Source organism: Streptomyces sp. NPDC050658, from assembly GCF_044457025.1.
Lineage (GTDB): Bacteria > Actinomycetota > Actinomycetes > Streptomycetales > Streptomycetaceae > Streptomyces.
This window is the reverse complement of the sequence record NZ_JBITGM010000012.1, coordinates 121,370-145,070: the sequence shown is the minus strand read 5'-3', so window position 1 is coordinate 145,070 and position 23,701 is coordinate 121,370. Positions and strand designations below refer to the sequence as shown.

22 protein-coding genes are annotated in these 23,701 nt (G+C 65.0%); 14 read left to right on the top strand and 8 right to left on the bottom strand.

The window, feature by feature from the left end:
• Positions 1–1,138: 1,138 nt before the first annotated feature.
• From ACIBKX_RS33270 to ACIBKX_RS33245, 6 genes are all read left to right on the top strand, one after another.
• Entirely contained in the window at positions 1,139–2,626 is a 1,488-nt protein-coding gene (locus tag ACIBKX_RS33270; protein WP_399376760.1) for a hypothetical protein, read from the top strand.
• 246 nt (positions 2,627–2,872) lie between these two features.
• Complete coding sequence (locus ACIBKX_RS33265; protein ID WP_363275853.1) at positions 2,873–3,097, top strand: hypothetical protein; 225 nt, start codon at positions 2,873–2,875, stop codon at positions 3,095–3,097.
• 704 nt (positions 3,098–3,801) lie between these two features.
• Entirely contained in the window at positions 3,802–3,963 is a 162-nt protein-coding gene (locus tag ACIBKX_RS33260) for a hypothetical protein (protein WP_363275852.1), read from the top strand.
• 378 nt (positions 3,964–4,341) lie between these two features.
• Positions 4,342–4,572, top strand: coding sequence for a hypothetical protein (locus ACIBKX_RS33255; RefSeq protein ID WP_363275851.1), 231 nt, complete (start codon positions 4,342–4,344; stop codon positions 4,570–4,572).
• Complete coding sequence (locus tag ACIBKX_RS33250) at positions 4,569–6,644, top strand: hypothetical protein (RefSeq protein ID WP_363275850.1); 2,076 nt, start codon at positions 4,569–4,571, stop codon at positions 6,642–6,644. The genes ACIBKX_RS33255 and ACIBKX_RS33250 overlap by 4 nt, the downstream gene beginning before the upstream one ends.
• A gap of 91 nt (positions 6,645–6,735) precedes the next feature.
• Positions 6,736–6,888 (top strand): hypothetical protein, encoded by a 153-nt coding sequence (locus tag ACIBKX_RS33245; protein WP_363275849.1) that lies wholly within the window; start codon positions 6,736–6,738, stop codon positions 6,886–6,888.
• Between the two features lie 382 nt (positions 6,889–7,270).
• On the opposite strand, the gene ACIBKX_RS33240 is transcribed toward ACIBKX_RS33245, so the two are convergent.
• The gene (locus ACIBKX_RS33240; RefSeq protein ID WP_363275848.1) at positions 7,271–7,867 is read right to left on the bottom strand and encodes a DUF2637 domain-containing protein; all 597 of its coding nucleotides are present in this window, start codon (positions 7,865–7,867) and stop codon (positions 7,271–7,273) included.
• Positions 7,868–8,787: 920 nt separating this feature from the next.
• Between ACIBKX_RS33240 and ACIBKX_RS33235 the strand changes: the two genes are divergently transcribed.
• Positions 8,788–9,327 (top strand): DivIVA domain-containing protein, encoded by a 540-nt coding sequence (locus tag ACIBKX_RS33235; RefSeq protein WP_363275847.1) that lies wholly within the window; start codon positions 8,788–8,790, stop codon positions 9,325–9,327.
• A gap of 495 nt (positions 9,328–9,822) precedes the next feature.
• Here ACIBKX_RS33235 and ACIBKX_RS33230 read toward each other — a convergent pair whose 3' ends face one another.
• Positions 9,823–10,251: an ImmA/IrrE family metallo-endopeptidase gene (locus ACIBKX_RS33230; RefSeq protein ID WP_363275846.1), complete on the bottom strand. Its 429-nt coding sequence runs from the start codon at positions 10,249–10,251 to the stop codon at positions 9,823–9,825.
• 315 nt (positions 10,252–10,566) lie between these two features.
• On the opposite strand from ACIBKX_RS33230, the gene ACIBKX_RS33225 reads away from it, so the two are divergent.
• Positions 10,567–11,046, top strand: a complete 480-nt coding sequence (locus ACIBKX_RS33225; RefSeq protein WP_363275919.1) for a YidB family protein — start codon at positions 10,567–10,569, stop codon at positions 11,044–11,046.
• A gap of 1,189 nt (positions 11,047–12,235) precedes the next feature.
• On the opposite strand, the gene ACIBKX_RS33220 is transcribed toward ACIBKX_RS33225, so the two are convergent.
• The gene (locus ACIBKX_RS33220) at positions 12,236–12,673 is read right to left on the bottom strand and encodes an ATP-binding protein (RefSeq protein ID WP_363275845.1); all 438 of its coding nucleotides are present in this window, start codon (positions 12,671–12,673) and stop codon (positions 12,236–12,238) included.
• Positions 12,674–13,142: 469 nt separating this feature from the next.
• Between ACIBKX_RS33220 and ACIBKX_RS33215 the strand changes: the two genes are divergently transcribed.
• Complete coding sequence (locus ACIBKX_RS33215) at positions 13,143–13,442, top strand: helix-turn-helix domain-containing protein (RefSeq protein ID WP_399376755.1); 300 nt, start codon at positions 13,143–13,145, stop codon at positions 13,440–13,442.
• Between the two features lie 94 nt (positions 13,443–13,536).
• Here the strand turns inward: ACIBKX_RS33215 and ACIBKX_RS33210 are convergent, their stop codons facing one another.
• Positions 13,537–14,595 carry an LCP family protein gene (locus tag ACIBKX_RS33210; protein WP_363275843.1) on the bottom strand — a complete coding sequence of 353 codons (1,059 nt, stop codon included), beginning with the start codon at positions 14,593–14,595 and terminating at the stop codon, positions 13,537–13,539.
• Between the two features lie 76 nt (positions 14,596–14,671).
• Complete coding sequence (locus ACIBKX_RS33205) at positions 14,672–15,304, bottom strand: hypothetical protein (RefSeq protein WP_363275842.1); 633 nt, start codon at positions 15,302–15,304, stop codon at positions 14,672–14,674.
• Positions 15,305–15,932: 628 nt separating this feature from the next.
• Here ACIBKX_RS33205 and ACIBKX_RS33200 point away from each other — a divergent pair.
• The 5 genes from ACIBKX_RS33200 to ACIBKX_RS33180 are packed head-to-tail and all read left to right on the top strand — an operon-like array spanning position 15,933 to position 22,035.
• Positions 15,933–16,541: a pyridoxamine 5'-phosphate oxidase family protein gene (locus ACIBKX_RS33200; protein ID WP_363275841.1), complete on the top strand. Its 609-nt coding sequence runs from the start codon at positions 15,933–15,935 to the stop codon at positions 16,539–16,541.
• 20 nt (positions 16,542–16,561) lie between these two features.
• Positions 16,562–17,941: a diaminobutyrate--2-oxoglutarate transaminase family protein gene (locus tag ACIBKX_RS33195; protein WP_363275918.1), complete on the top strand. Its 1,380-nt coding sequence runs from the start codon at positions 16,562–16,564 to the stop codon at positions 17,939–17,941.
• A gap of 59 nt (positions 17,942–18,000) precedes the next feature.
• Positions 18,001–19,419 (top strand): aminotransferase class V-fold PLP-dependent enzyme, encoded by a 1,419-nt coding sequence (locus tag ACIBKX_RS33190; protein ID WP_363275840.1) that lies wholly within the window; start codon positions 18,001–18,003, stop codon positions 19,417–19,419.
• Positions 19,412–20,791, top strand: a complete 1,380-nt coding sequence (locus tag ACIBKX_RS33185; RefSeq protein WP_363275839.1) for a SidA/IucD/PvdA family monooxygenase — start codon at positions 19,412–19,414, stop codon at positions 20,789–20,791. Before ACIBKX_RS33190 ends, ACIBKX_RS33185 begins: the two co-directional genes overlap by 8 nt.
• A complete protein-coding gene (locus tag ACIBKX_RS33180; protein WP_363275838.1) occupies positions 20,788–22,035 on the top strand; it encodes an aspartate kinase in 1,248 nt (415 codons plus the stop codon). The genes ACIBKX_RS33185 and ACIBKX_RS33180 overlap by 4 nt, the downstream gene beginning before the upstream one ends.
• 32 nt (positions 22,036–22,067) lie before the next feature.
• Here the strand turns inward: ACIBKX_RS33180 and ACIBKX_RS33175 are convergent, their stop codons facing one another.
• From ACIBKX_RS33175 to ACIBKX_RS33165, 3 genes are read right to left on the bottom strand one after another with little or no spacing between them, the layout of a single operon-like run.
• A complete protein-coding gene (locus ACIBKX_RS33175) occupies positions 22,068–22,418 on the bottom strand; it encodes a hypothetical protein (protein WP_363275917.1) in 351 nt (116 codons plus the stop codon).
• Positions 22,415–22,684: a hypothetical protein gene (locus ACIBKX_RS33170; RefSeq protein ID WP_363275923.1), complete on the bottom strand. Its 270-nt coding sequence runs from the start codon at positions 22,682–22,684 to the stop codon at positions 22,415–22,417. The genes ACIBKX_RS33175 and ACIBKX_RS33170 overlap by 4 nt, the downstream gene beginning before the upstream one ends.
• Positions 22,685–22,720: 36 nt before the next feature.
• Positions 22,721–23,656 (bottom strand): class I SAM-dependent methyltransferase, encoded by a 936-nt coding sequence (locus tag ACIBKX_RS33165; protein ID WP_363275837.1) that lies wholly within the window; start codon positions 23,654–23,656, stop codon positions 22,721–22,723.
• Between the last annotated feature and the right edge of the window lie 45 nt (positions 23,657–23,701).

Here is a 23,701-nt window from a genome sequence, read left to right as displayed (position 1 = left end):
CGCTGTGGGCCGCACGTCAGGGGGACTTGCGGTGTCGCCCGGTGCGTCGGCAGCGCCCTCACACGTACGTCGGACAACCTCACGTCCGGCTGGGGCTGTTGGACGAGAACCCCGCCCAAAGTCCCCCACCCCCTGCCCGGCGACACCGCCGTCAACATCGATGCGTACAACAGACTCCTGCGCGGATCGCATGCCTTCGGCGAGTGCGTCATGGCAGACCTGAAGCAGGGCTGCCACGCTCCCCGTTCAGTACTTCACCTCGTCCCATGCCCTATCAGGGCCATGGCGCACCGCGGCCTCGGTCCTAGCAACTCCTGGCTGCGATCCCGGAGAAGACCCTCACAGGGTCCACGGGAGCTCGGACACGCCGAGAGTGACCGTCACTCGAAAGGCCAGCCCAATGTTGGCAACACGGCCTCTGTTTCCCGCGCCACACCGGCACTTCCGGACGAGATCAATACGAGCAAGTTAGCGAAGAAACGTAACTCCAAGTACAAATGCGCGACACGGAAGGCTGACGTGTGAAACATGCGCCAACTGTCCTGGAGGCAAAGGACTAAGGTGGATCCGCGTCGCCTGCTCTATCCGCCGGATGCGAGCAGCGGCCCTCTCGGACACGACAAAGGCCCCTAGTAGCTCCAGGCCGACGAAACCTGGAGTAGCGCTACTGGGGCCAGTCGGTGCGAGAAAGCTCCGCGAAAGGTCTCGCACGGCGCGAGACCGAGACTGCCAGGAAACGAGGTCTCGCTGCAATGCAGCTTACCCGCAACTGTCCTCCGGGGCACAACAAACACCGCCAGGGAAGTGCCGTGTCAATCCGACCACCTGGCGGACTCCTTCGTGCCCTCCGGCATGGCGCCCTGTGCTCCCGTGCTGAAGGAGCTGGATGAACTAGCCACAGCAGGGGCTGCCCACGGCCTTCCAGGCCTGTAGCTGCAGCCCGGGTCGGCTCGTCCGATCCTCATCGGACCAGCCGACCTCCTGCCACCGCTCTTCCAGGGGTGCAATCCCTGGAAGAGCGAAGTGCCCATCTGTGATCGGGCAGATTTCCGATTCCCAAGAACCCCACTCAGGCCGCAAGGCCGGTAGCGGGCTTCGTGTTGCCACTCAGTGATGCGAGCGGCGAACAGAGGTAATGATGCACGATGTATTGGCGTGCCGTCATGTCGACCCGACGGCTCACCTGAATCTGACCGAGACGTGGCGGGCTGCGGACCCATCAGACCGACGCTTCACGTTGCGACATGACGCTGCCGACCACGAGTTGGCGACGACCGCTTCTCGACAGTTACGCCATGCCGATGACTTCCACGCCGCCGCCCGCTTCATGATTGATTCCGGCTTTCACCCGAAGGCCGGGTGCACCACGATGCGCCTGGCCGACGTCTTCGCGCGACGCATGCGGTGCAGCAAGGACGGACATTTCCCGTTCAGCGTGGAGAGGACCGCGCATGAACTCGGTCTCAATCGGCGGACGATCCTCAATCACGCCCAGTATCTGCGTGAGCTCGGCCTTCTCGCGTATGTCGAACACGGTTCGAGGACGAACGTCATCCGAACCCGGCTCGGGGGCGATGCGTGGAAGCCAGGGGATGGTTACCGAGGCACCGCAACGCTGTTCGCGGCCGTGGCACCGTGCGTGTGGGACGAAGCGATGGGCCGGCGGATCAGCGGTACCGGCTACACATCACGCGTCGTCGGCGTCACCAACGCCGGGCGAGCGCAAGCCTGTCAGGACGCCCACCGCAGGGCGGCGACAAGAACCTCGACTTCGCCGGGAATCTCGTGCACCCCTTCTGTGATGGTCCCCCCGGATCATCGACAGTCACAGGTAGAGGGAAGTAGGAAAGACACCCCGCGCAAGCGCGCGGCGCGACCGAAGAACACCCTCCGCAACACCGCCGACGGTCCACCTGTGTCGCCCGAAGAGTGTGCCCAGGCCATCGTCTTCGCCGAGCAGTTGCAGCGCGAGGTGTGGTGGCTGGGGCGCAGTTGTGCCCGCCGCCTTGGATACATGGTGAGACCGCTGCTCGCTGATGGCTGGACTTGGCAGAGCCTGGCGGCCGAGCTGCTCACTTGGGGAGTGCCCGGTCATCTGCGTGATCCCGCCGCCTATCTCCGTTACGAGTTCGAACGCCGCCGACGGCTCCACGACCTCGGCGTCCCTGCGACGCCGGCCTTACCCGATGACCGGATCGACGACGCAGGCACCCGATACACCGCCATACTGCGCCGCCGCGAAGAGAGCAATACCCCGGTCTGGGACCGCTACGCCGAGGAGATTCGCCCCGGACTGCGCTCCCGCCTTGCCGAAGTCCGTGATGCCCGCAGGGAAGAGCCACCTCGGTGCGTTGGGCGTGAGCCGCTGTGGCGTGGGAGCGATGAGGTCTTCGCGCAGAGCCTTCCCATCCAGTCATGGGCAGACGTAGCGCCGCGTGACGTCTACCGGGCCAAGGCTCTGGGTCTGCCCACTCCCACCGGGCGGGCGACTCCCGAGTCGGACCAGGGATGGCTCGAGCTGATGCGCGATCAGCTCGAGGCCGAACGGGCATGCGCTGTCTTGAGTGCCGAACTCGACGACTGGGAGGCCGCGCGTACCGCCGACCCGCCGGGCACTCATCGCTGACGCCGACCCCCTGCACCGTGGGAGCGGACCAGTTCACCTCGATCAACTCATGCGGAGGACTGTGCCCGGTGTGCCCTTCCTGACCGCGCCCAAACGGGCTGTTGCAACGTCGCCCCATTCCGTAAGCGCGTTGCTGCACTATTCGTCAACTGGTGTGAACCGGCGTGGAGATGTGAGGCATGCTCTGAGCTGTCTGCCTCGAATGCGCCTGTTCGGGTCGCCATCGACTGCTCTACGGTCGATGGCATGAGCCAGAGCCATTTGCCCTTGGACTATGAGAGCAGCCGGTTGCTGCGCTCAAAAGACCTGGGGGAGGGGGCGTCGGCGCCGAGACCTGCCGCCGAACCCGCGGTTTTGGTACGCCAGTTGACGGCGGCATCTGCCCGGGCCGTGCGGAGAGTATTGCGCAGTGTGTTCTACGAGGACCCTATCCACCAGCAGATTGCCGAGCGCCCGCCGGTCGTCCGCTGACAGCTTCCGGGCTCCTCGGCGCACTTGGTTTCGATAGAGGCGATAAGTATTCCGATCTGACCGCTATCGGCTGGTGTCCAGTGGAGCTGAGCTGTCACCGAGCTGTTCTCCTTGAGCGGGATCTGCGGTCATGGTCTGGGGCGACCGCCCGGGCGCTACCGCCGCCGGGCCCAACGTCCAGCCGAAAAGGAGACCGGGAGTGATCGGTCGCCCCGTTCCCGCCCGGCCCGCACCAGCTCCCGAGCATGTGGGATGTGCACACATGTACCCCACACCAACACACTTCGCGCCCGTAAGCACCGAATGACGCCGCGCAAATCATCCTTAACCGACGGCCGTTCCGAACGCACTTCTTCCTGGCTCGGAATCAAAACCAACCGGCAACAATCCGATCAGAAGAGCTCAACCAGGCGTCTTCCGGAGTATCGATGGGGTGAAACATGGCATGACATCGGGGATTGGTGGGCTTAGGAAGGTGGAGCGCACTAAGTTGATGGCTGACCAATTTTCCATCGGCTCAGAGGGAGGACCAGGTGGAACCCCTCGCTCATCGTGGACCCGATCGACGCCCAGGCGTCACGGCGGCGGAGATTGCCCAACTCTCAGGAGTGGTCACAAGGCCGACCGTTGCCTCAGTGGCGGCCACTGCTCGTGTTCCGGGGCATGAAGCCCGCAGGGGCATCTCGCAGGAGAACGGGAAGCGCATGGCCGCAGCCATGTCCGTGGGCCTGCTCACGGAACGCTCGGCCCGAGCGATCGCCGAGGATCCACAGGCGGTACTCAGGGGAGCACAGGAACTACAGGCTCTGGTCTTGGAGATCATGCGCGACCAATTGGAGAAAGTTGACCAGCAAATGCTGGCATGACGATGAACACGGCAAAGGCCCGGGTACTCCCGCCAAGAAGCTACCGGGCCTCGCCGACAGTTGGCTGGCCGAGCCACGACGGGCTGGGTGTGGGTGTGCGCCCACAGCAGAGCACCGGTTGGCTCGGTCGGCCGTGCCATTACCTCTTGAAAGTAGAGGGTACCTATGACACAGGCACTCCACGACTTTAAACGCTCCCACCCCCGGCCAGGCGTCTCGGACAAAGAAGGCCCGCTTGCCCTTGGACTCACCCGGGTGAGGGCGACAGCCGGTTGGTGGTACCGACTGGATGCCGCAGAGAACACCGGCGGCATCTGGCGGACGTCCTGCGGCCGCCTGAGCCAAGCTCTGTCCTGGTGCCCAGAGGTGCTCTCCCAGTTGGCGGCGCTGGATGGTGAGAGCCAGCTCCGTGAGCAGTACTTCACGGTCCGTCTGCGCGGCCACGTGGCGACGCTCTCCGCCGCGGACTTGACGCAGGGCAAGGGCTGGGAGCAATTCCCGGCCATCGACCTGTGGGAGTGCCTCCCTTTGAGCAGGGTGCTGGCAAGTGTCGTGCAGTGTCAGGCAGTTGGCCTGAACCCGGTCTGCTTCAGGGAGGACCGGCGATGACAGGGCAGCGACTGCACGACGTAATCCCCTCGTTCTCCGACGGGGTGCTCGCCACCACCGGTGCCAAGGTCGGCCAGAGCCCGAGGCCACGCCGACCCGACTTCACCAATGCCCTGGCGAACCCCCCGGCCGCCGTAGCCCCGCAGGGGCCTGAACGCACACCGCAGCGCCCCACGAGCAAGGCCCCTCAGAACGACCAACGGGCCCGTCAGGCCGACCGTGACGGCAGCGAAGAACCGCCCGGCCGGCTCGTCATCGGCTCCCCGGGCTGGTGCTATGAAGCCGACGAACACGACGGCGGCGCACTCTGGAAACTGCGCCGGGGCAAGACCGAGGAATGGGAACTCATCCTGGACTGGGCGCCCTACGTCTCCGAGCGCCTTGTCGTCCTCGGCGACGACGGCAAGTCCTCCGGGCGCTACTACACCATCACCATCGGAGCCGACACCCTCACCAAGAGCCTCGCGGACCTGCGCACCGCCGATGGATGGAACGACTTCAGCGACGACGCCGGAGCGGCGTCCCGGGCCATCCGTGAGGTCCTCATCAACGTCATCACGAACCAGGGGAAGCGACTGCCCCGAACCTTCGTCGTCACGCACACCGGATGGCACCAGATCCCCGGATCCGGCCTCACCTATGTGCACGCGGACGGGCGGACCTACCCCGCCGGAACCCCGGTCCGGATCATCGGCGCCCCGGAACCCCTGCGCCGAGCCGCGGAACCCCTCGAAGGCACGGCAACTCTCGACGACTGCCGCCGAGCCATCCGCGACATCGCCAGCCATGGATGGGCTCCCCTGATGGCCCTCGCGGTCGGCGCTCGCTCGATCGCCCACACACTGCGCCCTGTGGCGGCGACCTTCATTCTTGATGCTGCCCCGAACTCCGGAAAGACCTCGGCGGCCAACACCGGCCGCAGCCTGCTGCTGACCCCTCGTCCCAGCGCCTGGCCGCCCGTGCCGACCAAGGGAATGAACAGCACGGTCACCGACATCGAGTGCGCCATCGACTTCGAAGGAGACATGCCCACCCTGCTGGACGACATCCCGCTCACCCGGACGTCGGCCATGGTGGAGGTCAGAGAGATCGAGAAGAAGCTCGAACTCGTCATCCGCGCCGCGGGCAACGCCACCGAGATCAAAGGCCGCCGAAACCGCGACCTCACGGCCAAGCCCGGCAATCGCATCCGGTCCATCCCCACCATCGCCGCCCAGATGCTCCCGCCCTCCATGCAGGAGTCGCTCTACCGGCGGGCAGTCGTGGCCTACCTCTCGCGCGACGGCGGGGATGTCGACTGGCGCTGGTACAAGTCCGGCGGCGGCGAAAGCCTCTCCGTTCCCCTGCGTGCCATCGGTGACCGGATCATCGGGCTTCTGCACGCTCAGAGCGACGTGGACACCTACCTCGCAGACCTCGAGACGCTGGCCCTGTACCAGTTGGCCCCCCATGTCGAGAGCCAACTGCCCCAGCGCAGCGGCACCATGGACGGTGTCGTCACCGCCGCCGCCGCCATGCTCTCCGGACTGGGACTCGTGGCCGCCGTGACCGGCCTGAAGATGGCCGACCTCGTCGGCGTCGTGGCTCCTCGGCTTGCCGGTTCGCTCGCCAAACAGGCCTTGCGGATGGACGAGCAGCACGTCGCGCAGGACGGAGTGGCCACTGCCGTCGGTGAAGTACTCCGCAAGGCGTTGTCCCGTCGTGACGCACACATCCGCGACAGCAAGGGCCACATCGGCCCCTCAGTCCCGGGTCAGAGTGAGCAGGATCAAGGGGTAAAGAGACAGCGAAGCGGCGAGTGGGAAGGCCAGGGCCCAGCTGCCTACTGGTTCCCTGACCGTGGCCCCGCCATCGGAATCACCAACGGCAACCTCAACATGCTGCTCAAGGCGAGTGGCGACCCTCGAGTGAACAGCTACGTGGACCGCTCGCTGCCCGACACCTTGCTGCAGGCGGGTGCGACCTTGCGTAACACCACCCAGAAGGAGCGGGTCACCTCCCACCGGGTACGCGTGGGACCGGACAACCTCCGGCTGCTCATGGTGAAGGCCGACCTGGTGTGGGATCTCTAGTGTCCTACCTGCTCGTCGCATGACGAGAGCACGATGAAGCAAGGGGGCTGGGTCGCCTTCGCGGCTGGCCCAGCCCGGCGGTTCACACCACGTGCCGCTGCTGGGTCTCCTGGCGCAGTCGATGTTCTCGCTGCCGCCGCTCGTGCGCGACGAGGTACGGGCGTACGAGCCCGATGTCCTCGCCTCGCAGCGCAGGTACACGTGGCTGAGGAGCCGGCGCGGGCATGCGCGCGACAGCGACTGACCGGTGACGGCCGACCGCGGGGTACAGCAGCCGCAACAGGGGTTCGACGATTCGGACTAAGCAGATCGGCATGTCGACGTTCCTCCAGGGCGTTGGCGATGCCCCCGGGCCGCAACCCCGCGCAGTCGTCGCGGGGCCTCTGTTGTCACTTCGTCTTGGGAGGGGCCCTTCTTGATGCCGCAAGCTGGGGTGAACTTATGTGCGCTTGTTTGGACCAGGCCTGGTGGGAACAGTAATCAGGCATCTGACCTGGGGTGTTCCCTTGTTCCCTTGTTCCCGTCACCTTTGAGGAGGTGGGTTTAAACGGAAGTGGGTGATTCCGCTTGTGGAGAATTCGGTTGGGTCGACGGCATGTGGCGGCTGGGCCGACGCGTGATCGATCTCAGGTGGATTGCGAGTCTGGAATCTGTCCCGACTTGTGACCGAGCTGGTCCACGAGCTGGTGCAGGCAGGCAAGGGCTGCGATGGGCGGCAGACCCGCAACGGTCGTGGTGACGGCATCTCCGATTGCGTTTACCGCACACAGGGTGGCATTGATCAGGGAGAAGAAGATCATGATCGTCCATGAAGAGCCCCTGGTGCCGCGCCCATGGAGAGCCGATCGCAGGATCGTCAGGCAGGCGACGATCCAAGGCCCGTAGATCAACAGTGGCCACCAGTGTGCTACGCCTTGCGGCAGATCTGATGTGCCCAGGACATGGAGAGTCTTGTAGGAGATCAAGCCCCCGAGGGAGACGACGCAGAGCACCATGACCACGGTGAGCGTCGTGACGCCGCGGCTGGCGAATCTTGACCATCTGCCGCTGGCTTTGCGGGCTCGATGCCGTCGCTTGCGCGGGCGGGGCGGCGGCACAGGGCTGGCGTGTCGGCGGTGGGCCGGCTCACGCTGCCGACCTGGCGTTGGCGGTGGGAACAGATCCCATTTCGCCTCGATGTCGATTTCATGGCTGATTCCCCTGAGGTTGGCGGTGCTGTCCATGAGTTCTCCGGTTTCATGCATCAACGGAACTCGATGGAGATGCGGGGGAACGCGCCTCGCGTCATTGATGATTTCCATTCTCCTATGGGTCGGAGAGGGCATGCCAAAGAGCTTGCCCACGGTTGATGGTGGAATGTTGGGTGCAACGAGCCGGAGGCGCGAAAGGATTCGCCCTGAGCGGCTGAGCGGCAGCGCTCAAAGGTGATGTGGCCGTCGGGGAGCGTAGCGCACCAGCGGTGGCGACCAACTTCGGCTGACTGCCGGACAGTCGGTCGCTGAAAGAGGCCCGAATGCCTCGCAAGGAGGCGAAGGCCTGAGGAGCCGCACGACCTCCCGCTGGACCATGTCACCGACAGGCCATGTGAGCAGGGAAAACGCCGAGTTCCACAGCGGTGGCTACTCACCGACATCGACGATGCGCGTCTCGCCGGCCTTCTCGACGTCGCGGCTTGCCCTCGAATTGGGGCCATGGGGGCGCGCAGTTGACGCGTAGCACAGGATGAGTTGTGGAGTATGACGCCTCCAGGCGGTGGGTACATCCGAAGGGAGAGGTGTACGCGCGAGCTGCGCAGTGCTCTGCAACTGGTGCTGTGGAATATCCGACAATGCTGAAACCGCTCCGGTCGGTCAGATCGAAAAGATCATCCCGAATCGAGAAAGGGTCCGCTTCTCCTGCTGGCAGGGGCCGTGGTTCCTGGATCCAACACGACGCTCTGTGGCGTGAGTTGAGAGAAGTGGGATGCCCGGCTAAGGTGCACCCGGCGAGTTCTCACCCTCTGTTGCGGGGCTCCGCCCCGTCGCAGATCAGGTGTTCACTTCGACTGCTTCGTCGTGTCTGCGGATATGCACAGGTCGCGTCGATTGTTTCTTGGACCCCTCACCATTCTCTGAGGGCGCACCAGAAAGACTGAGGAAAGCCAGTGTTGTTGACACCCAATGATATTCGGCAGCGCAAGTTCACGACCGTGCTGTTCAGGCAAGGTTACGACGAGAAAGAGGTTGATGCCTTTCTCGATGAGGTCGAGGTGGAAGTGACCAGGCTCCGCCGGAGAGTTGAGGAGCTGGAGTTCGAGCTTGTCGTCACACGGCAGCGGGATCTCGGCGGAAGCGAGGAGCCCCAGCGAAACGCGCCAACGCCCCCTCCCCGGAGCCCGCATGAAGACTCCAGGGCGCAGGGGGAGTCATTTCCGGCTGAGGACTGCTGCAGCGTGAGCGTATTGCACCTGGCCCAGCAGACCGCCGATCAGGCCATCGCGGGAGCCCGGGCCGACGCCGCTCAAATCATCGCCGAGGCAGAGAGGTTCGCCGACAGGCTCAGGCAGGAAGCTCACGCCAACGCTTATGCGATGGAACGCAAGGCCAGCGCGCTGCGCGGGTTCGAGCATGACTGTCGGATTCGGCTGAAGACCTACCTCGAGAGTCAGCTGCACCAACTGGACTACTACGAGTCCTTGAGATAGCCCGTGCTGAAGACAGCCCGAACAGGGCAATCCGGTGTGCCGATGCCGGAGAGATGTGCCTACTGTGCTACATGGCTACCAGTAATGTGACTGCGACGCGTATAGGAGTGCGTCATCGCAAACAGGTTGAACATGCCTGTGTCTGCTGGATCAGAACTCCGGACGCCCATCTCGGACACCCTTACTACTTTTATGGCGCACTGGCATGCTACCGATGGGTACTTGGCGTCTCGCGCATCTCACCGACGACTGCCACCGCGACTATGGGATCAAGCGCCCCTTGCTCGGCTCAGCTGTTAGCCGAGGAGCAGGCAGCACTCCTTGAGCGGCAGCGCCGACAGTTAAGTGACCCCTCATACTGCGAGTACACCCTTGGTGTTTATGACGTTCTGGCCTGGGCCTGCGGACACAGTGATTCCCCTCCGTGCGTCCGCGCACTCAAGCATGATCATGTCGGTTCCTGATGCTGGTCGCGAAGCGCCGATCCGAGTTCTCTCAGCGGTATGTTTCCAGCGGTCTGAGCCAGCGTCGCTCGTCTTCCTCCTCGGCTAACAGGCGGGCGTGGTACATGCGTTCAGTTACGCCGTAGGCCTTGGCGATGGCTTCTCTGGGCAGGCCGGAGTCGCGGGCGATGGCGAGTTCAACGACGCTGATCAGCTTTCGGGCAGCCCACAGTTCCGCACTTCGCTCCTGAATGATGGCAGCGACAGGAGTGCTGCCCCCGAACAGGCATTCTCGGTGCCCGAGGGTAATGTGGGCCAGTTCATGACAGAGTGCGGAGCGCCTCTGCGCACTACTGAGCCCAAGGGAGCAGTAGACCTTGCGGTTTTCAGCATCCCAGGCAGCGAGCGTGTCCTGGAGATTGAGGTAGTAAATGGGGATCCCCATTTGCTCAATCTCGGCTTCTGGATCGAACGCACTCACGTGGCAGGCAACCTTCCTGCGAAGTCTCGCCGTCGCTACTGGCCGAGAGCATCGGGCTATCTCACATATGCAGTTAATGTGCAAATCGAGTAGCGGCAAGATGGACGCGCGGGTGCGATCCCGCAGATTCGCCCGGATCGCCCATCCTGAGGTGCTGCGCGGCTGGAGAGGGCCCTGGCCGGCCGGGAATGACAGCGGCGCTTGCGCCCCGTGACGTCACGGCGGGAGTGATTGCTGCTGGTCCTGGCGCGACGCGGGCGTCAATGCGGGGGATGGTCACCGGTCACCCGGCTTCAAGTGGCGGAGCTGACCGCCATGGGTAATTTTGTGCCTGTAAGTCACCTGTACCTCATGGAAGGCATGAGCACGATGAAGACAACTGGCCTTGGGACTGCGCTCGAGAACCTCATGGGCGGAGGGGGCAGCCAAGACGTGGCACTCCTTGGAACGCTGATGGGGAACTTACATGGAGGCTCTACCCGATCAGCTACTGACGTGAGCTTCTTGCACAAGGTGATCGGTCACCTCAACCACGGAGGCCTCGGTGACCAAGTGGCGTCCTGGGTCGGCACTGGCTCCAATGATCCGGTCAGCGGCACGCAGCTCGCGCGGGTCCTGCCCGATGACGCGCTGCAGAAGACCGCGGACGAGCACGGGCTCCACAGAGAGGACGCGGCGCAGCGGCTTGCGAGGACGCTGCCGCTGGCGGTCGACAAGCTGACCCCGTCAGGAAAGATCCCGCAGCGCGGATCGATCGAGGACATCGCCAACCAGCAGAATGCCACCATGAGTTAGGCGACGGTTTGGCAGCGGCGCCCTCCCCGGCTGAATGCGATGGGTGGGGGCGCCGTGGCCGTGAGCCAGGGCACACACGCCGTTCAGTGGCTTTGAGGATATGCCGGTGGGATCTCGCCGGCTGCGTGTGGCCGTCCTGGGTGCGGGAGACGAGCGGTTGTGGGTGACGTTGCTTCTGCGCCGAGGGAGTGTCAGCTTGCGCCTACCTCCGAGCGGTTGTAGCGGGCTTCGGAGACTTCATTTGCAATATCAGGAAAGGCTCGTCGGAAACTCGTATTAGGCAGGCCGAAATGACGGGCAAGAGCCAGGATGCTGGGCTGCTGTCCGCTGGAGCGAGCCCGGTCTTGTTGTTGTCGCAGGGCTTCGCGTACCTGCTGCTCAGTCGGATAACTAGGGCGTTTCACCTTGATTTCCTCTCGTGAAATTAGGTGGCCGATCCGGGATTTGAAATACCGGCGGGCCTGCCTGCCCTGCCAGCTGGTGGAGCGTCATACCCTGATGAGGGGCGCTTTGGTCGAGCAGAACCGAAAACCGGAGTGATCTATTCCAGTTTTCTTGCGACGGTCAGCGCGTGGGGTGCCCGTGAACATAAATTCGAATCTTGAAGCTGCATTGTTGACTCAAATTCAAACCCCCCGGGGTTGATCAAGATCTTCATCCCCACCTGAGTGATGATTTAACGGGCGGTCATTCAGGTCGGGGAGCCTCGGAGGGGGGCCAATGCGTTTAATGCGTTTAAGTGGAAGGCCCGGGTGGGATCAATGCCCTGCCGCCCGTGTCATAAAGGTTGATTGCATGGGTGCGGAGTCATTGCAAGGGGCGTTTCTTCAGATGCTGATAGAGGAGACGGGCATCCCGACTCCGCGATGTTTATTGAATATGAGAGATGCATACGCCTGTGGCGCCTAGCCATACGTCATATGCGGCGGCGTGTCCGCCCAGCGCAAGTGGGGCACTCGCGTCCTTGAACGCAGCCTCGTTCCGCCAGCTTCGGCGGGCTGCGCTGCGACGCCTTTGGACGGCGCTGCATCGGCGGAGCAGGGGGATGGAGGAAGAGGCCAAAGATCATCTTTGGGGCGTATGGCCTGTCAACTTCCGGCTGTTCAGGGCGTGGAGATAGGCGCGGCATAGGCCCCGAACGCGGAGGGGATCGAAGGCCTTGACCACACGCAGTTGATCCTGGAGGCGCTCAACTTCCCACGGGCTCGCCGGCCAGCTCGTACGGAAACGATACGAAGATGGTCTTTCCGTTTCCGACGGGAACCGGTTCAACGCTCACCATGCCCCGGTGCCGGCTGGCCAACTCAAAAATTGTCTGCAGGCCGACGCCCATGGAATCGTCCGAAAGGCTGGGGAAGCTCGGATGGGTGTCGGCGACGGCGATGGTCAGGCAGCTTCCGGTGAGGGTGATTTTGACGCTGATCGTGGGTGAGTGGTCGGCGGCGTGGCGGACCGCGTTCGAGACCAGTTCGCTGACGCTCAGCAGTGTCGCGTCGGAAATCGGACTGCCGGGAATGACTCCGAATGTAGTCAGGGCGAGCGCTGTCGTGTAGCGAACGAGCCGGACCGATTCAGGTACGGCCGGCACTGTCTGGTCATGCCACTGATGGGAGGTACGTACAACCATTCGAGTTCCCTGTGGGTGAGTGTGTCGATGCCGCTCGCTGCGTGAAGGGCATGAAAGATGCCGCGTGTCCGCAGTCGCGCCACGCCTTGTAGTGCGTGTGGTGCGAACCCACCGTATTTGAATACTAACAATGCGTTGGTGGCGTTCATGGTTGAGCGTGCGGTGTTTTGTCGATCTTGCCCCTATAAGTCATGACTTGCACATATGTTCCATGGTCGAATTCTGGTGTAATACGCCAGATCGGCTCCGTGTGATGGGCGCGAAAGTCCTCTCCCTCGTTTGCCTGGCGGGAGGTCCCTCTGATTGACGTACCTGAAGCTGACAGCGGATGAGTCTGCGTGGTCTGAGTCGATAGTTGAAGATCTATGGTTAACTCTGGATCAGTTGCCAATTGTGTCGGTATTGATTCATTTATCTGGATAACAGGCGTCAGAAACGGAGCGAGTTCGCGGTGCAGTGGAACTTACGGATGAAGGCGGCGGAGGCCGGGATCTGGCAGGCGAGCAAGATGCGACGCCTCCTGGCCGAAGCCGGGCTGGAGATCAGTGCGGGCAAAATGTCGATGCTCTGGTCCAAGACCCCGACGACCATCCGGCTGGACGATCTCGAGGTGCTGTGCACGGTCTTGGAGTGCACGCCGTGCGATCTGTTGGTGCCGACCCCGATCGCGGCCTCGGGTGTCCAGTGGCCATCGGCTGTGGTTTCGAGTGATGTCGGGCGGCCGGCGTCCCGTATTCCGTCGGCCACGCCGTCCCAGAGACCGTACTGAACGGTGATGTGACACCCACCTGTTGGTCAGGAATCTGGCTGGTGGTCAGAAATCTGGGCCGGTCAGCACGCCTGGCGCGGCAACGTCCCGGCTGTCATTCGTCGGCCACACGGCCGTCAGAGCGGTAGGCGTTGTACAGGTGCTTCGGCAGCGGTTTGTCCTCGCGTAATGCCTTGAACAGCGCCTTCGCCTGTCCCTTGACCGCTGCGTACCGGCCCCAGTGGTCTTCGTCCTCGACGCTGGGAACGGTGACGGCGCGTACCCGGTTGACCGGGATCATCCGCGCGGTGCTCACCAGGGAGTACAGCTCGCCCGGTGAGTCGAGTCCGGGGTCGGCCACCACGCTCTTGGAGACCGCGTCCAGGACCGGGTAGAGACGTGTCGGGTTGTAGAGCGTTCCGGAGGAGCCGACCTTGCTCAGCAGCTGATGCATGAACTGCTTCTGCCGTTCGACACGTTGAAGATCGCTGCCGTCGCTGACTCCCAACCGGGCGCGGACGAAAGTGAGCGCCTCTCTTCCTCGCAACGTCTGTTTTCCGGGCCGGATCTTGATTCCGTACTTGCGCTCGCGCAATGTCTCCGCCACGTCGACCTCTACGCCACCGACCGCGTCCACGATTTTCATGAAGCCGGAGAATTCGATGACGAGGTGGTGGTCGACGCGGACGCCCGTGAGGTTCTCGAATGTGCGGATCGAACAGGCCGCGCCACCGAACTGGTACGCCCAGTTGAACTGAGCGCGCTGTGGGCGGCTGCGGCCTCCCTCGGGGCGTAGACAGGCAGGGATGTCAACCATGAGGTCACGCGGCACACTCGTCATTGAGGCGCTGCGCCGGTCGGCGGCCACGTGCAGCAGGATCGTTGTGTCGGCGCGCGTGGAGCCCCAGTCGGCTTCGCTGTCGGTGCCGAGCAGCAGGATGTTCTGGGCCTTGCCCGCCGCCGCTGTGGGGCGAGAACCGATGTCGGCGTCGAGCGCGCGCTGGGTCGCCTCGTCCGTGCGGCTGCCGTGGAGCTGTGCGTAGACCAGCCAGCTGATGACAATTGCGATCAAGAGAAGTAGTGCCGCCGCAAAGGCGGAGATCTTGATGACGCGGGTAAGCGGGAGCCCCTTCGCTCCGCGTGCGAACCGGATGGCCACCGGACGCTTGACCACGAGGCTCTCTCCTTCTGGGTTGAACGGCGGTCTACGCGATACTGAGACCCGCGCAATGTGCTGGAGCTGCGGAAGATCAGTCTTCTGCTCTTCGCTCGACCTGGGTTCGCTCCAACTCCAAGACGTCCGGGTGGTCCAGGGCCTCTGCCGGCGCAAGGCCGGCCGTCGCTGTGAGCATGGGGTACTCCTCGGCGCGCTCCAGCTCGGGGTGCGCGAAGGGCCTGATCCGCTCGATCCAGTCAACTGCGGCTTCCTCGGCCCTGGAAGCCTTCCAAAAGTGCCGTTCGGACAGACACTGGTCCGCGTGTACAGCTGCCACATAAGCCCGGTGGGAGGCTCCGATCGCCCACCGGCCGAGTGGCGCATCGTTGTAGGCGAGCGCTGAGGCAATGTAGGCCGCGAGAGCGGCATCCGAATATGCCTCGGCGGCGCCGTGCGGGTCGACTAATTCTGCAGCCGCGCACTCTGAATTGCAGGCCTGTTCCACCGCGGAGGCCATCCGCTCGCTCTCATGGTCCACGGATACCCGTTCGGCGCGCGCCCGTGCCGACCGCGCCAGCTCGACGAAGGCTTCGGCGTCGATCGACGACCGCAGCGACATATGGGCGGCGCGCCTTCCAACGGCTCGCTTCGCGCGACTGGCTGGTGCGGTGGCCGCGACCACGGCCGCCGCGGCACCGATCGCCAGGACCACGAGGTAGGAGTACATCAAAGCCGTTGCCTTCCTTTGCCCGACCACTGCGGGGGAGCACGCGTGTGCAGCTGTCGCTGCGTTGTGCTGCTAAGGATGGCTACGAGATCCTGTTCGTGAGGGATTGTCCCCCTGATGCAGTAGCGCCTCATTTCCTCCGGGGCCTGTTGACCCTCAGGGCCTGGGGACCCTTCGGGCGGGTTGGCAATGGGTCCGCAATCGTGTACTCGGACTCTGCATGTCCGCCGCCTCCGCGGGTATGAGGCCGCGAGGTGAGCCTTGTGGCCAGGCGCTTACGATGCCGCCAAAGGATCTTCACGAGCGCACAAAGTCGCAGCATGTGCAGCACGTTGCCTGTTGAGCCCCTCTTCCTGAGGCTGGTCCCAGGCATTCCAATGGACTCGCTACCCCGCCTCACGGCTCGATGATCCGTACGCGTTTCATCGAAACGGGTGCGGAATCGCTGCCCTTCCCCGTCGAACGAAACGCGCGGGTTGGAAATAGAGGCGGCGTACTCGGCATGGAAACGGGGGGTAATACCGGTTGTCGCAGAGATTCTGCATGCAGGTTCGTGCTGTGCCGTTAGGAGAGCGGGGGCATGGAATCAACTACTGGGCGTGGCAGGCCGATGAGAGATCGCGGTTTGATGCGCTATGACAAGGGTTCGATCTACCGGATAGTCGATGAGGCGTTGGTCTGCCATACCGGATATCAGGTCGACGGCGAGGCGCGGGTCGTTCCATTGACGCACGTCCGGATCGGTGACCAATTGTTCCTGCACGGGTCGACCGGGAGCCGTCTGATGCTCGTCGTAGGGGGCGAAGGGACGCAGGTGTGCGTTTCGGTGACCCTGCTCGATGAACTGGTCTTCGCGCGGGCGCAGTTCATGCACACGCTCAACTACCGGTCGGTGACGGTGCACGGAGAGGTGTGCCCGGTCACCGAGGAGGCGGAAAAGCGGGCGGTGATGGCCGCACTGCTGGACAAGCTGGCACGGGGACGGTCAGCGGACACCCGTCCTCCGACGGCGCGTGAACTGGCGCAGACCGCCGTACTCAGGCTGCCTCTGGTGGAGGCATCGGCACGCATCCAGACCGGCGGGGTGGCGGATGAGCCGACGGACATGGCTCTGGCGCACTGGGCCGGGGTCGTTCCCCTGCGTGTGACGGCGGGGCCGGCACACGAGGACCGCAGCGGGGTCGTGGTCCCGCTGCCCGACTACATGACTCGATATCAGCTGGGTGAGGACATATGAAGCAGACCGCCATTGGACTGATGGACGGGCCCGAGACCACTTCTGACGCGCAGTCACGCGCCCGACTGCTGGGACGGCAGGAAGCACGCGAATCGTCTGCGCGCACCTATGCGCGGCATCTCCCGGTCGTTCCGGTTCAGGCACGGGGGGCACAGGTCACCGGCATGGACGGGCGGACGTACGTGGACTGCCTGTCCGGGGCGGGGACCCTGGCTCTAGGGCACAACCACCCGGCAGTGATGGGTGCGTTGAAGGCGACGCTCGAACGGGGTGCCCCGCTCCACGTGCTGGACATGATCACGCCGGAGAAGGACGCCTTCACCAGTGAACTCCTCGGCGTTCTCCCGGGTGGCCTGGGCCGCTCGGCGCGGGTGCACTTCTGCGGTCCGACCGGAGCCGACGCGGTGGAGGCGGCCCTGAAACTGGCCCGGCTGGCCACGGGCAGGCAAGGCGTAGTGGCCTTCTCCGGTGCCTATCACGGCATGACCATGGGGGCGTCCGCGGTCAGCGGGGGCGACAGGATGCGGATGCTGGCGGGGGCGGGCGGAGCCCCGGTCTCCCGGCTGCCTTTCCCTCACGACTATCGCTGCCCCTTCGGAGTGGGTAACGGCGAGACGGCGCGCCTTTCCATACGGCTCTTGGAGAACATGCTGGATGACCCGTCCGGCGGGCTCGGCCTTCCGGCGGCGGTGATCTTGGAAGTCGTCCAGGGGGAAGGCGGAGTGATCCCGGCGTCCGACGACTGGCTGCGCGAGGTACGGAGGATCACCAAGGAGCGCGGGATCGTGCTGATCCTCGACGAGGTCCAGACGGGCGTCGGCCGTACCGGAACGTTCTGGGCCTGCCAACGGGCCGACGTGACGCCGGACATTCTGGTGATGTCGAAGGCGGTGGGGGGCGGCCTGCCTCTGGCGCTGATCGCTTACCGGCCGGAACTGGACGTATGGCTGCCGGGAGACCACACAGGGACCTTCCGCGGCAATACGCTCGCCATGGTCGCGGGCGAGGTGACCCTGCGTACGGTGCGCGAGGAACGCCTCGATGAGCGCGCGGGGACCGTCGGCGCGCGCCTTGCCGAGGGCCTGCGGGCGCTGGTCGCCGAGCACAGCTACCTCGGGCAGGCCCGCGGGCGCGGGCTGATGCTGGGTGTGGAGGTCGTCGACCCCCATGCCTCACCGGACTCACTGGGGGTACTGCCGGCTGCGCCCGCCCGTGCCCGGGCCCTGCAGGCCGCATGTGTTGACGCCGGGCTGCTGTTGGAACTGGGGGGCCGACACGACGCGGTGCTGCGGCTGCTGCCCCCGCTCATTCTGAGTGATGCTCAGGCCGACCAGATCCTGGAGCGACTCTCCGTGGCCTTCACGCGCTGCGCTTCCTGGAACGGGCGTGAGGCACGTTGAGCCCCATGGACCCACGTGACGCGACAGCATTGGCCGGCGGGATGCGGGGAGCACCCGCTGTGCTGGATCTGTTGCGGGAGGCTTTGGCCGCGGTGATCGACGGCACGGAAGCCCGCTCAGGACCGTGCCCTTCTTTCGAAGCCGCCGAACTGGCCCAAAGGGCAGCCGCGGCGTTCGAGCCCATCCTGCCGGAGGTCGGCAGCGGAACGAAGGCGTTGCCGCGCATGGCGCGGACGCTTGCCGAGGGCGCGGCCGACCCCGCCATGCCCTGGTGCACGGGGCATCTGCACACGCCGCCGCTGGCAGTGGCCGTGGCAGCCGACACCGTCAGTGGTCTGCTCAACGCCTCCGTGGACTCCTGGGATCAGGCACCGTGCGCCAGCGTGATCGAAGGGCAGCTCACCGAGGCCCTCGCGCGTATGGTCTTCCCGCAGGAATCGGCTCCTGGCGCAGTCATGACCACCGGCGGTACCGACTCCACCATGACGGCGCTGCTTCTGGCCCGGGAACACGTGCTGACGGTCGGAGATGGACCGCCCCAGGTGGTGTGCGGGGCAAATGCCCACCACAGCGTGGCGCGTGCTGCGTGGATGCTCGGACTCCGCCCGCCTGTCGTGGTGCGCTGTGTGCGGGGGCGGCTGGACATCTCACACCTGGCCGAAGTCCTGAAATCGCTGAAGTCGGCCGTGGTGGTCGCCACCGCCGGCACCACCGATGCCGGAAGCCTGGATGCCTTGAGGGAAGTCGCCGAGCTGACGCGGTCTCACTCGGCCTGGCTGCACGTGGATGCCGCCTACGGCGGGCCTGCCTTGTTCAGCGATGATCTCAAGGGCCGGCTGAGTGGCGTCGAACAGGCCGACACGGTCTCGTTCGACCTGCACAAGTTCGGCTGGCAACCGCTGGCTGCCGGGGTGCTGGCTGCCCGGAAGGCCACCCTGTTCGACCCGCTCGCCATACGTGCCGAATACCTCAACGCCGACGACGACACCGCGGCCGGCCTGCCCGATCTGCTGCGGCGCTCCTGGCGCACCTCACGGCCGGCCGACGCCTTCAAAGTCGCCGTCACCTTGCAGGCTCTCGGGCGAAAGGGGATGGCAGCTCTGGTGGAACAGTGCTGCCATACGGCCACCGAAGTCGCCGAGTATGTCGAGCGTCATCCGACACTGCGGCTGTGGGAGCAGCCGGAGCTGAGCACCGTACTGTTCCGCCCCCGGGCCTGCGACCGCCCGGGCGTCGACGGTGACCAGGTGCTGGCCGCACTGCGTCGGCAACTCCTCACGGGAACCGCGGTCCTGGGGCGGGCCCGGATGCCCGACCGGGACGGCCGGGAGCGGATCTGGCTCAAACTCACCATCCTGAACCCACACACCACCCTCGCCGACTACAAGGAGTTGTTCGACCTGGTGGCCACCTCCGCGTCCGAACAAGCTCGATCCGTCGGCAGCCCAAGCTCCCGAGGAGCAACCAATGATGACTGACACGCCCCTTCAGGATGGGCCGCCGGCCGCTCCGTTGGACCTGCTGGGCATCGGCGTGGGCCCCTTCAACCTGGCCCTGGCGGCCCTGGCCGAACCGGTCGCGGACCTGGACTCCGCCTTCTTCGAGCAGCGCGCGGAGTTCCGGTGGCACCCAGGGATGATGATCGAAGGGGCCACCATCCAAGTACCCTTCCTCGCCGACCTGGTGACCCTGGCCGATCCGGCGAGTCGCTGGTCCTTCCTCTCCTATCTCAAGGCCCATGACCGGCTCTTTCCCTTCTACTTCGCCGAGAGGTTTCATATTCCACGTGCCGAGTACGAGGACTATTGCCGTTGGGTCAGCCGGTCTCTGACCAGCTGCCACTTCGGCCGACGTGTCGGCAGCGTGCACTGGGACCCCGACGACAAGCTGTTCCAAGTCGAGACGTCCGCAGGTGGTCCGGAGAGCACAACCACCCGTCACGCCGCCCGGAACATCGTGCTCGGTGTCGGGACCGAACCCACAGTCCCCGCCTGTCTGCGCTCCCTCACCGACGATCCGAACGCCCTCGTACTCCATGCGGCCGACTACCTCACCCACCGGCGGGAGTTGGAGGCAGCCGGTGACGTGACGGTTGTGGGCTCGGGCCAGTCGGGGGCGGAGATCGTCCTGGACCTGCTGCGCCGCAGGCCCCGGTCCGGTGGTCGGCTGCGCTGGTTGGCGCGTACCCCCGCCTTCGCTCCCATGGAGTACTCCAAGCTGGGCCTGGAGCATTTCACCCCGGACTACATCCGCTACTTCCACTCCCTGGCCCCTGACGTCCGGGCGGAACTGGTGCCACAGCAATGGCAGTTGTACAAGGGCATCAGCGAGCGCACCCTCGCCGACCTGCACAGTGAACTGTACGAACGCAGCATCGGCGGCTCCTGGCCCGACGTCACTCTCACTCCTGGGGTGGCGATCACGGCGGCCCGACGTCTCGGAACGCGCGTCGAGCTCGATGCCGAGGCCCGCCGGCAGGGCCGCAGCGTCACCTTCCCCACCGACGCAGTCGTCCTGGCCACCGGCTACACCGAGCGGCCGATGGAAGCAACGCTGGCTCCGCTGGCGGACCACCTGGTTCGCGACAGTACCGGGGGCCTCGACATCGGCCTGGACTACCGAGTCCGGACTGACGACACCATCACCGGATCCATCTTCGTGCAGAACGCCGAACGTCACACCCACGGCGTAGGCGCTCCCGATCTCGGGCTCGCCGCCTGGCGCGCAGCCGTGATCGTGAACGAGGCCTGCGAGCGCGATGTCTACGCGCTGCCCGGCCGAACCGCCTTCACCCGCTTCGGAATCTCTGACACGCCCGTAGCACCTCAGACGATAGGGACAGAGCCATGACCGTGATCGTCCACAAGTACGGTGGCACCTCGCTCGCCGATGTACCGACCATGCGGCACGCCGCTCGACGGATCATTGAGGCGAAGCGCCAAGGCCATGACGTCGCTGTGACCGTCTCCGCGATGGGCGGCACCACCGACGCGTTACTCGCCCTGGCCCGCCAGGCGTCCTCCGACCCTCCGGCCCGCGAGATCGACGCGCTGCTGGCGACCGGCGAAAGCGCCTCCGCCGCCCTGCTGGCCAGCATCCTCAACGACCTTGGACACCCCGCCCGGTCTCTGACCGGCTGGCAGGCCGGTCTGATCACGGACGCCTCGCACGGCGACGCACACATCGTCGAAGCGAACGTCGCGCGCGTATGGCAGTGCCTCAGGGAAGGCACGATCCCCGTGGTCGCCGGCTTCCAGGGCATCGCCGGTGCCACCGACGACATCACCACGCTGGGCAGGGGCGGATCGGACACCACGGCTGTCGCCCTCGCCGCCGCCCTTGACGCCGCCCAATGCGAGATCTACACGGACGTCGACGGCGTGTTCACCGCCGACCCCCGGATCGTGGTCACGGCCCGCCGCATCCCGCATCTCTCGTACCCGCAGATGCTGCGTGCCGCCGAAAGCGGTGCCAAGGTCCTGCACTCCCGCTGCATCGAACACGCCAGGCAGACCCGGACTCCCGTGCTCGTCCGGTCCTCGTTCAGCGACGGGCCCGGAACCTGGGTCACTGCCGCCGACGGCTCAACACAGGCGAAAGTCCACACTGTTGCTCATCGACGAGGGCAGACTCTCATCACCGTCCATATGGAGACGAGCCCCGAGAACGGGGCGGCTCACATAGCTCAAGTACTCAGTGATGTGACCATGACCGCGCTGACGCCGGACCCCTGCGCCGATGCGGGGCAGACCATTCATGTCACGCTGCCGAGCGGGGAAGGGAAACGAGCGATGGCGGCGCTAACCGCCGCCCAGAGCGAAACTGGCATCGTTCACCTCGAGAACATCGATGCGACAGGCGTAGTGAGCATTATCGGTACCGCGCTGAGCCCCAGCGATGCCATCTGTACTCTGTTTACCTCGGCACTCCGGAACGCCGGAGCAAAGGTCCATCTGGTCACCGCCACGCCGAACTGCGTCTCGGCTGTCTGTACCGACAGCGACCTGCCTGCCGCGGTGGCATCCGTACACTCCGCCTTTGGCCTCGACCGGGATCTCCAGGACGTGTCGCTGAAGGCCCTGTCTCTGGCATGACGAACACGACGAACATGACGGACGCGACGACATCACTGCCTCGCGCGCTCAAGGGGCTGGGCAATCCGCATGCTGCCCACCCCCGTGTCCGTGGTGTAGTAGGCGCGGACGACTCCGTACGCCGCGAGGGCGCGCTGGCAGCGTGGACACGGGCGGGCCAGGAGTGGCCTGCCCTGGCTGTCCACTCTCGCGACGTAGACCACCGCGCCCTGCGGCCTGCGGGTGCGTCGGAGGATCACTTCCTCGGCATGAAACGAGGCGTTCCGAAAATCAATGATGGGGTGGTTCCGGTACTTGTTGCAGGCACCTCCAAGTACCCTTCCACCCCTCACTAAGACGGCGCCAACACGGTATCTGCACTGCGAGTTGACTGCTTGCTTCATAGCGAGCGAGAGGTATTTGGACATTTGGGGGAGAGGGTATCTGACGTGACCTCTCCGTTGCGGTATGCCGCAGCGGAATAGCGTGGATCGGTCATCTCTGTGGTGGGTGCGGGAATCCATCGCAACACGCCGTCCACGGTGGTGGCGTACGCGAGTTCCTCGCCAGGCGCCACTGATTCGCCAGGCGCCACTGCCTCGTCAGGGGCGCCTGTAAATGTTTCTTTCTCCTCCCTGTTTCTGGCATCAATAACCTCGAGTGCAGTCACCTGCCCTCACCTTCTATTTCATGGGTGCCGGGTGGGTCAGCGGCGTGCCCGCCGCACCGCCCGGGTGACCACGGGCGGCAGCACGTCGGCCGCGATCCTGCGGGCCAGCGACGGTGACTGGGTTCCCTCGGCCTCGGCGGCAGGAATAGCCGGGGGCCAGGTGGACTTGGCGTGGCGGGATGTGACCAGTGACGGCGCCGGGATCTTCTCCCGTGTGGCGCGGATGACGTCCCGACCGGCGATGCGCTGGACCTCCGGCCGGCAGCGCGGCATGGCGCACAGTTCCTGGAGGAGGGCGCCCGACAGTGAGCCCGGCTCACCCCACATGCCGTACATCTTGTTCGAGGAGAGCATGACGGGGCGCAGGCCGTCGCGGAACACGGCCTCCCAGGACGCGGCGGCCACGCCGGGCGTGTGCTCCGTGCGGTAGTCGTCCAGGACGAGGATGCCGTCCTCGCGCAATGCCTTCTTCGCCGTCAGGATGTCCTCGCGGACGTCGTCGTACGCGTGGGAAGCGTCGATGTGGATGAACCGGCAGGAGTTCTCGGCGATCAGGGAGGGCAGCACGTCGGTACGGCCCTCGATCACCTCGGGCAAGGTGTCGTGAAAGGCCGAGTAATTCGCCTCGAAGGCCTCTCGGGTCAATGACTTCTGGTAGAAGGATTTGGTCGCTTCCTTGGTATAGCCGTCGTCGGACCCGAAGAGGTCGCAGACGGTCATCTTCTCGCCGGGGCGCAGGAATTCACCCATCACGATCGTGCTCTTGCCCAGGTAGCAGCCCATTTCCAGCAGATCTCCCGGCTCGCTGCCCGCGGCACCCGCGCCCAGGAACCAGGCGAACAGGCGTTGGTCGAGCGGCCAGAACCAGCCCGGTACGTCCTCGAGGCAGGTGGGGCGGGGCAGTTCGGACGTCCGCTGTCGGGTGGCGGGGGTCGCTTCTCCGGTGGTCGTCGTCATGGCGGTCGTCGTCATGGTGGGGGTCTCCATTGGGGGTATCGGGGGCATGGGTGAGCCCTT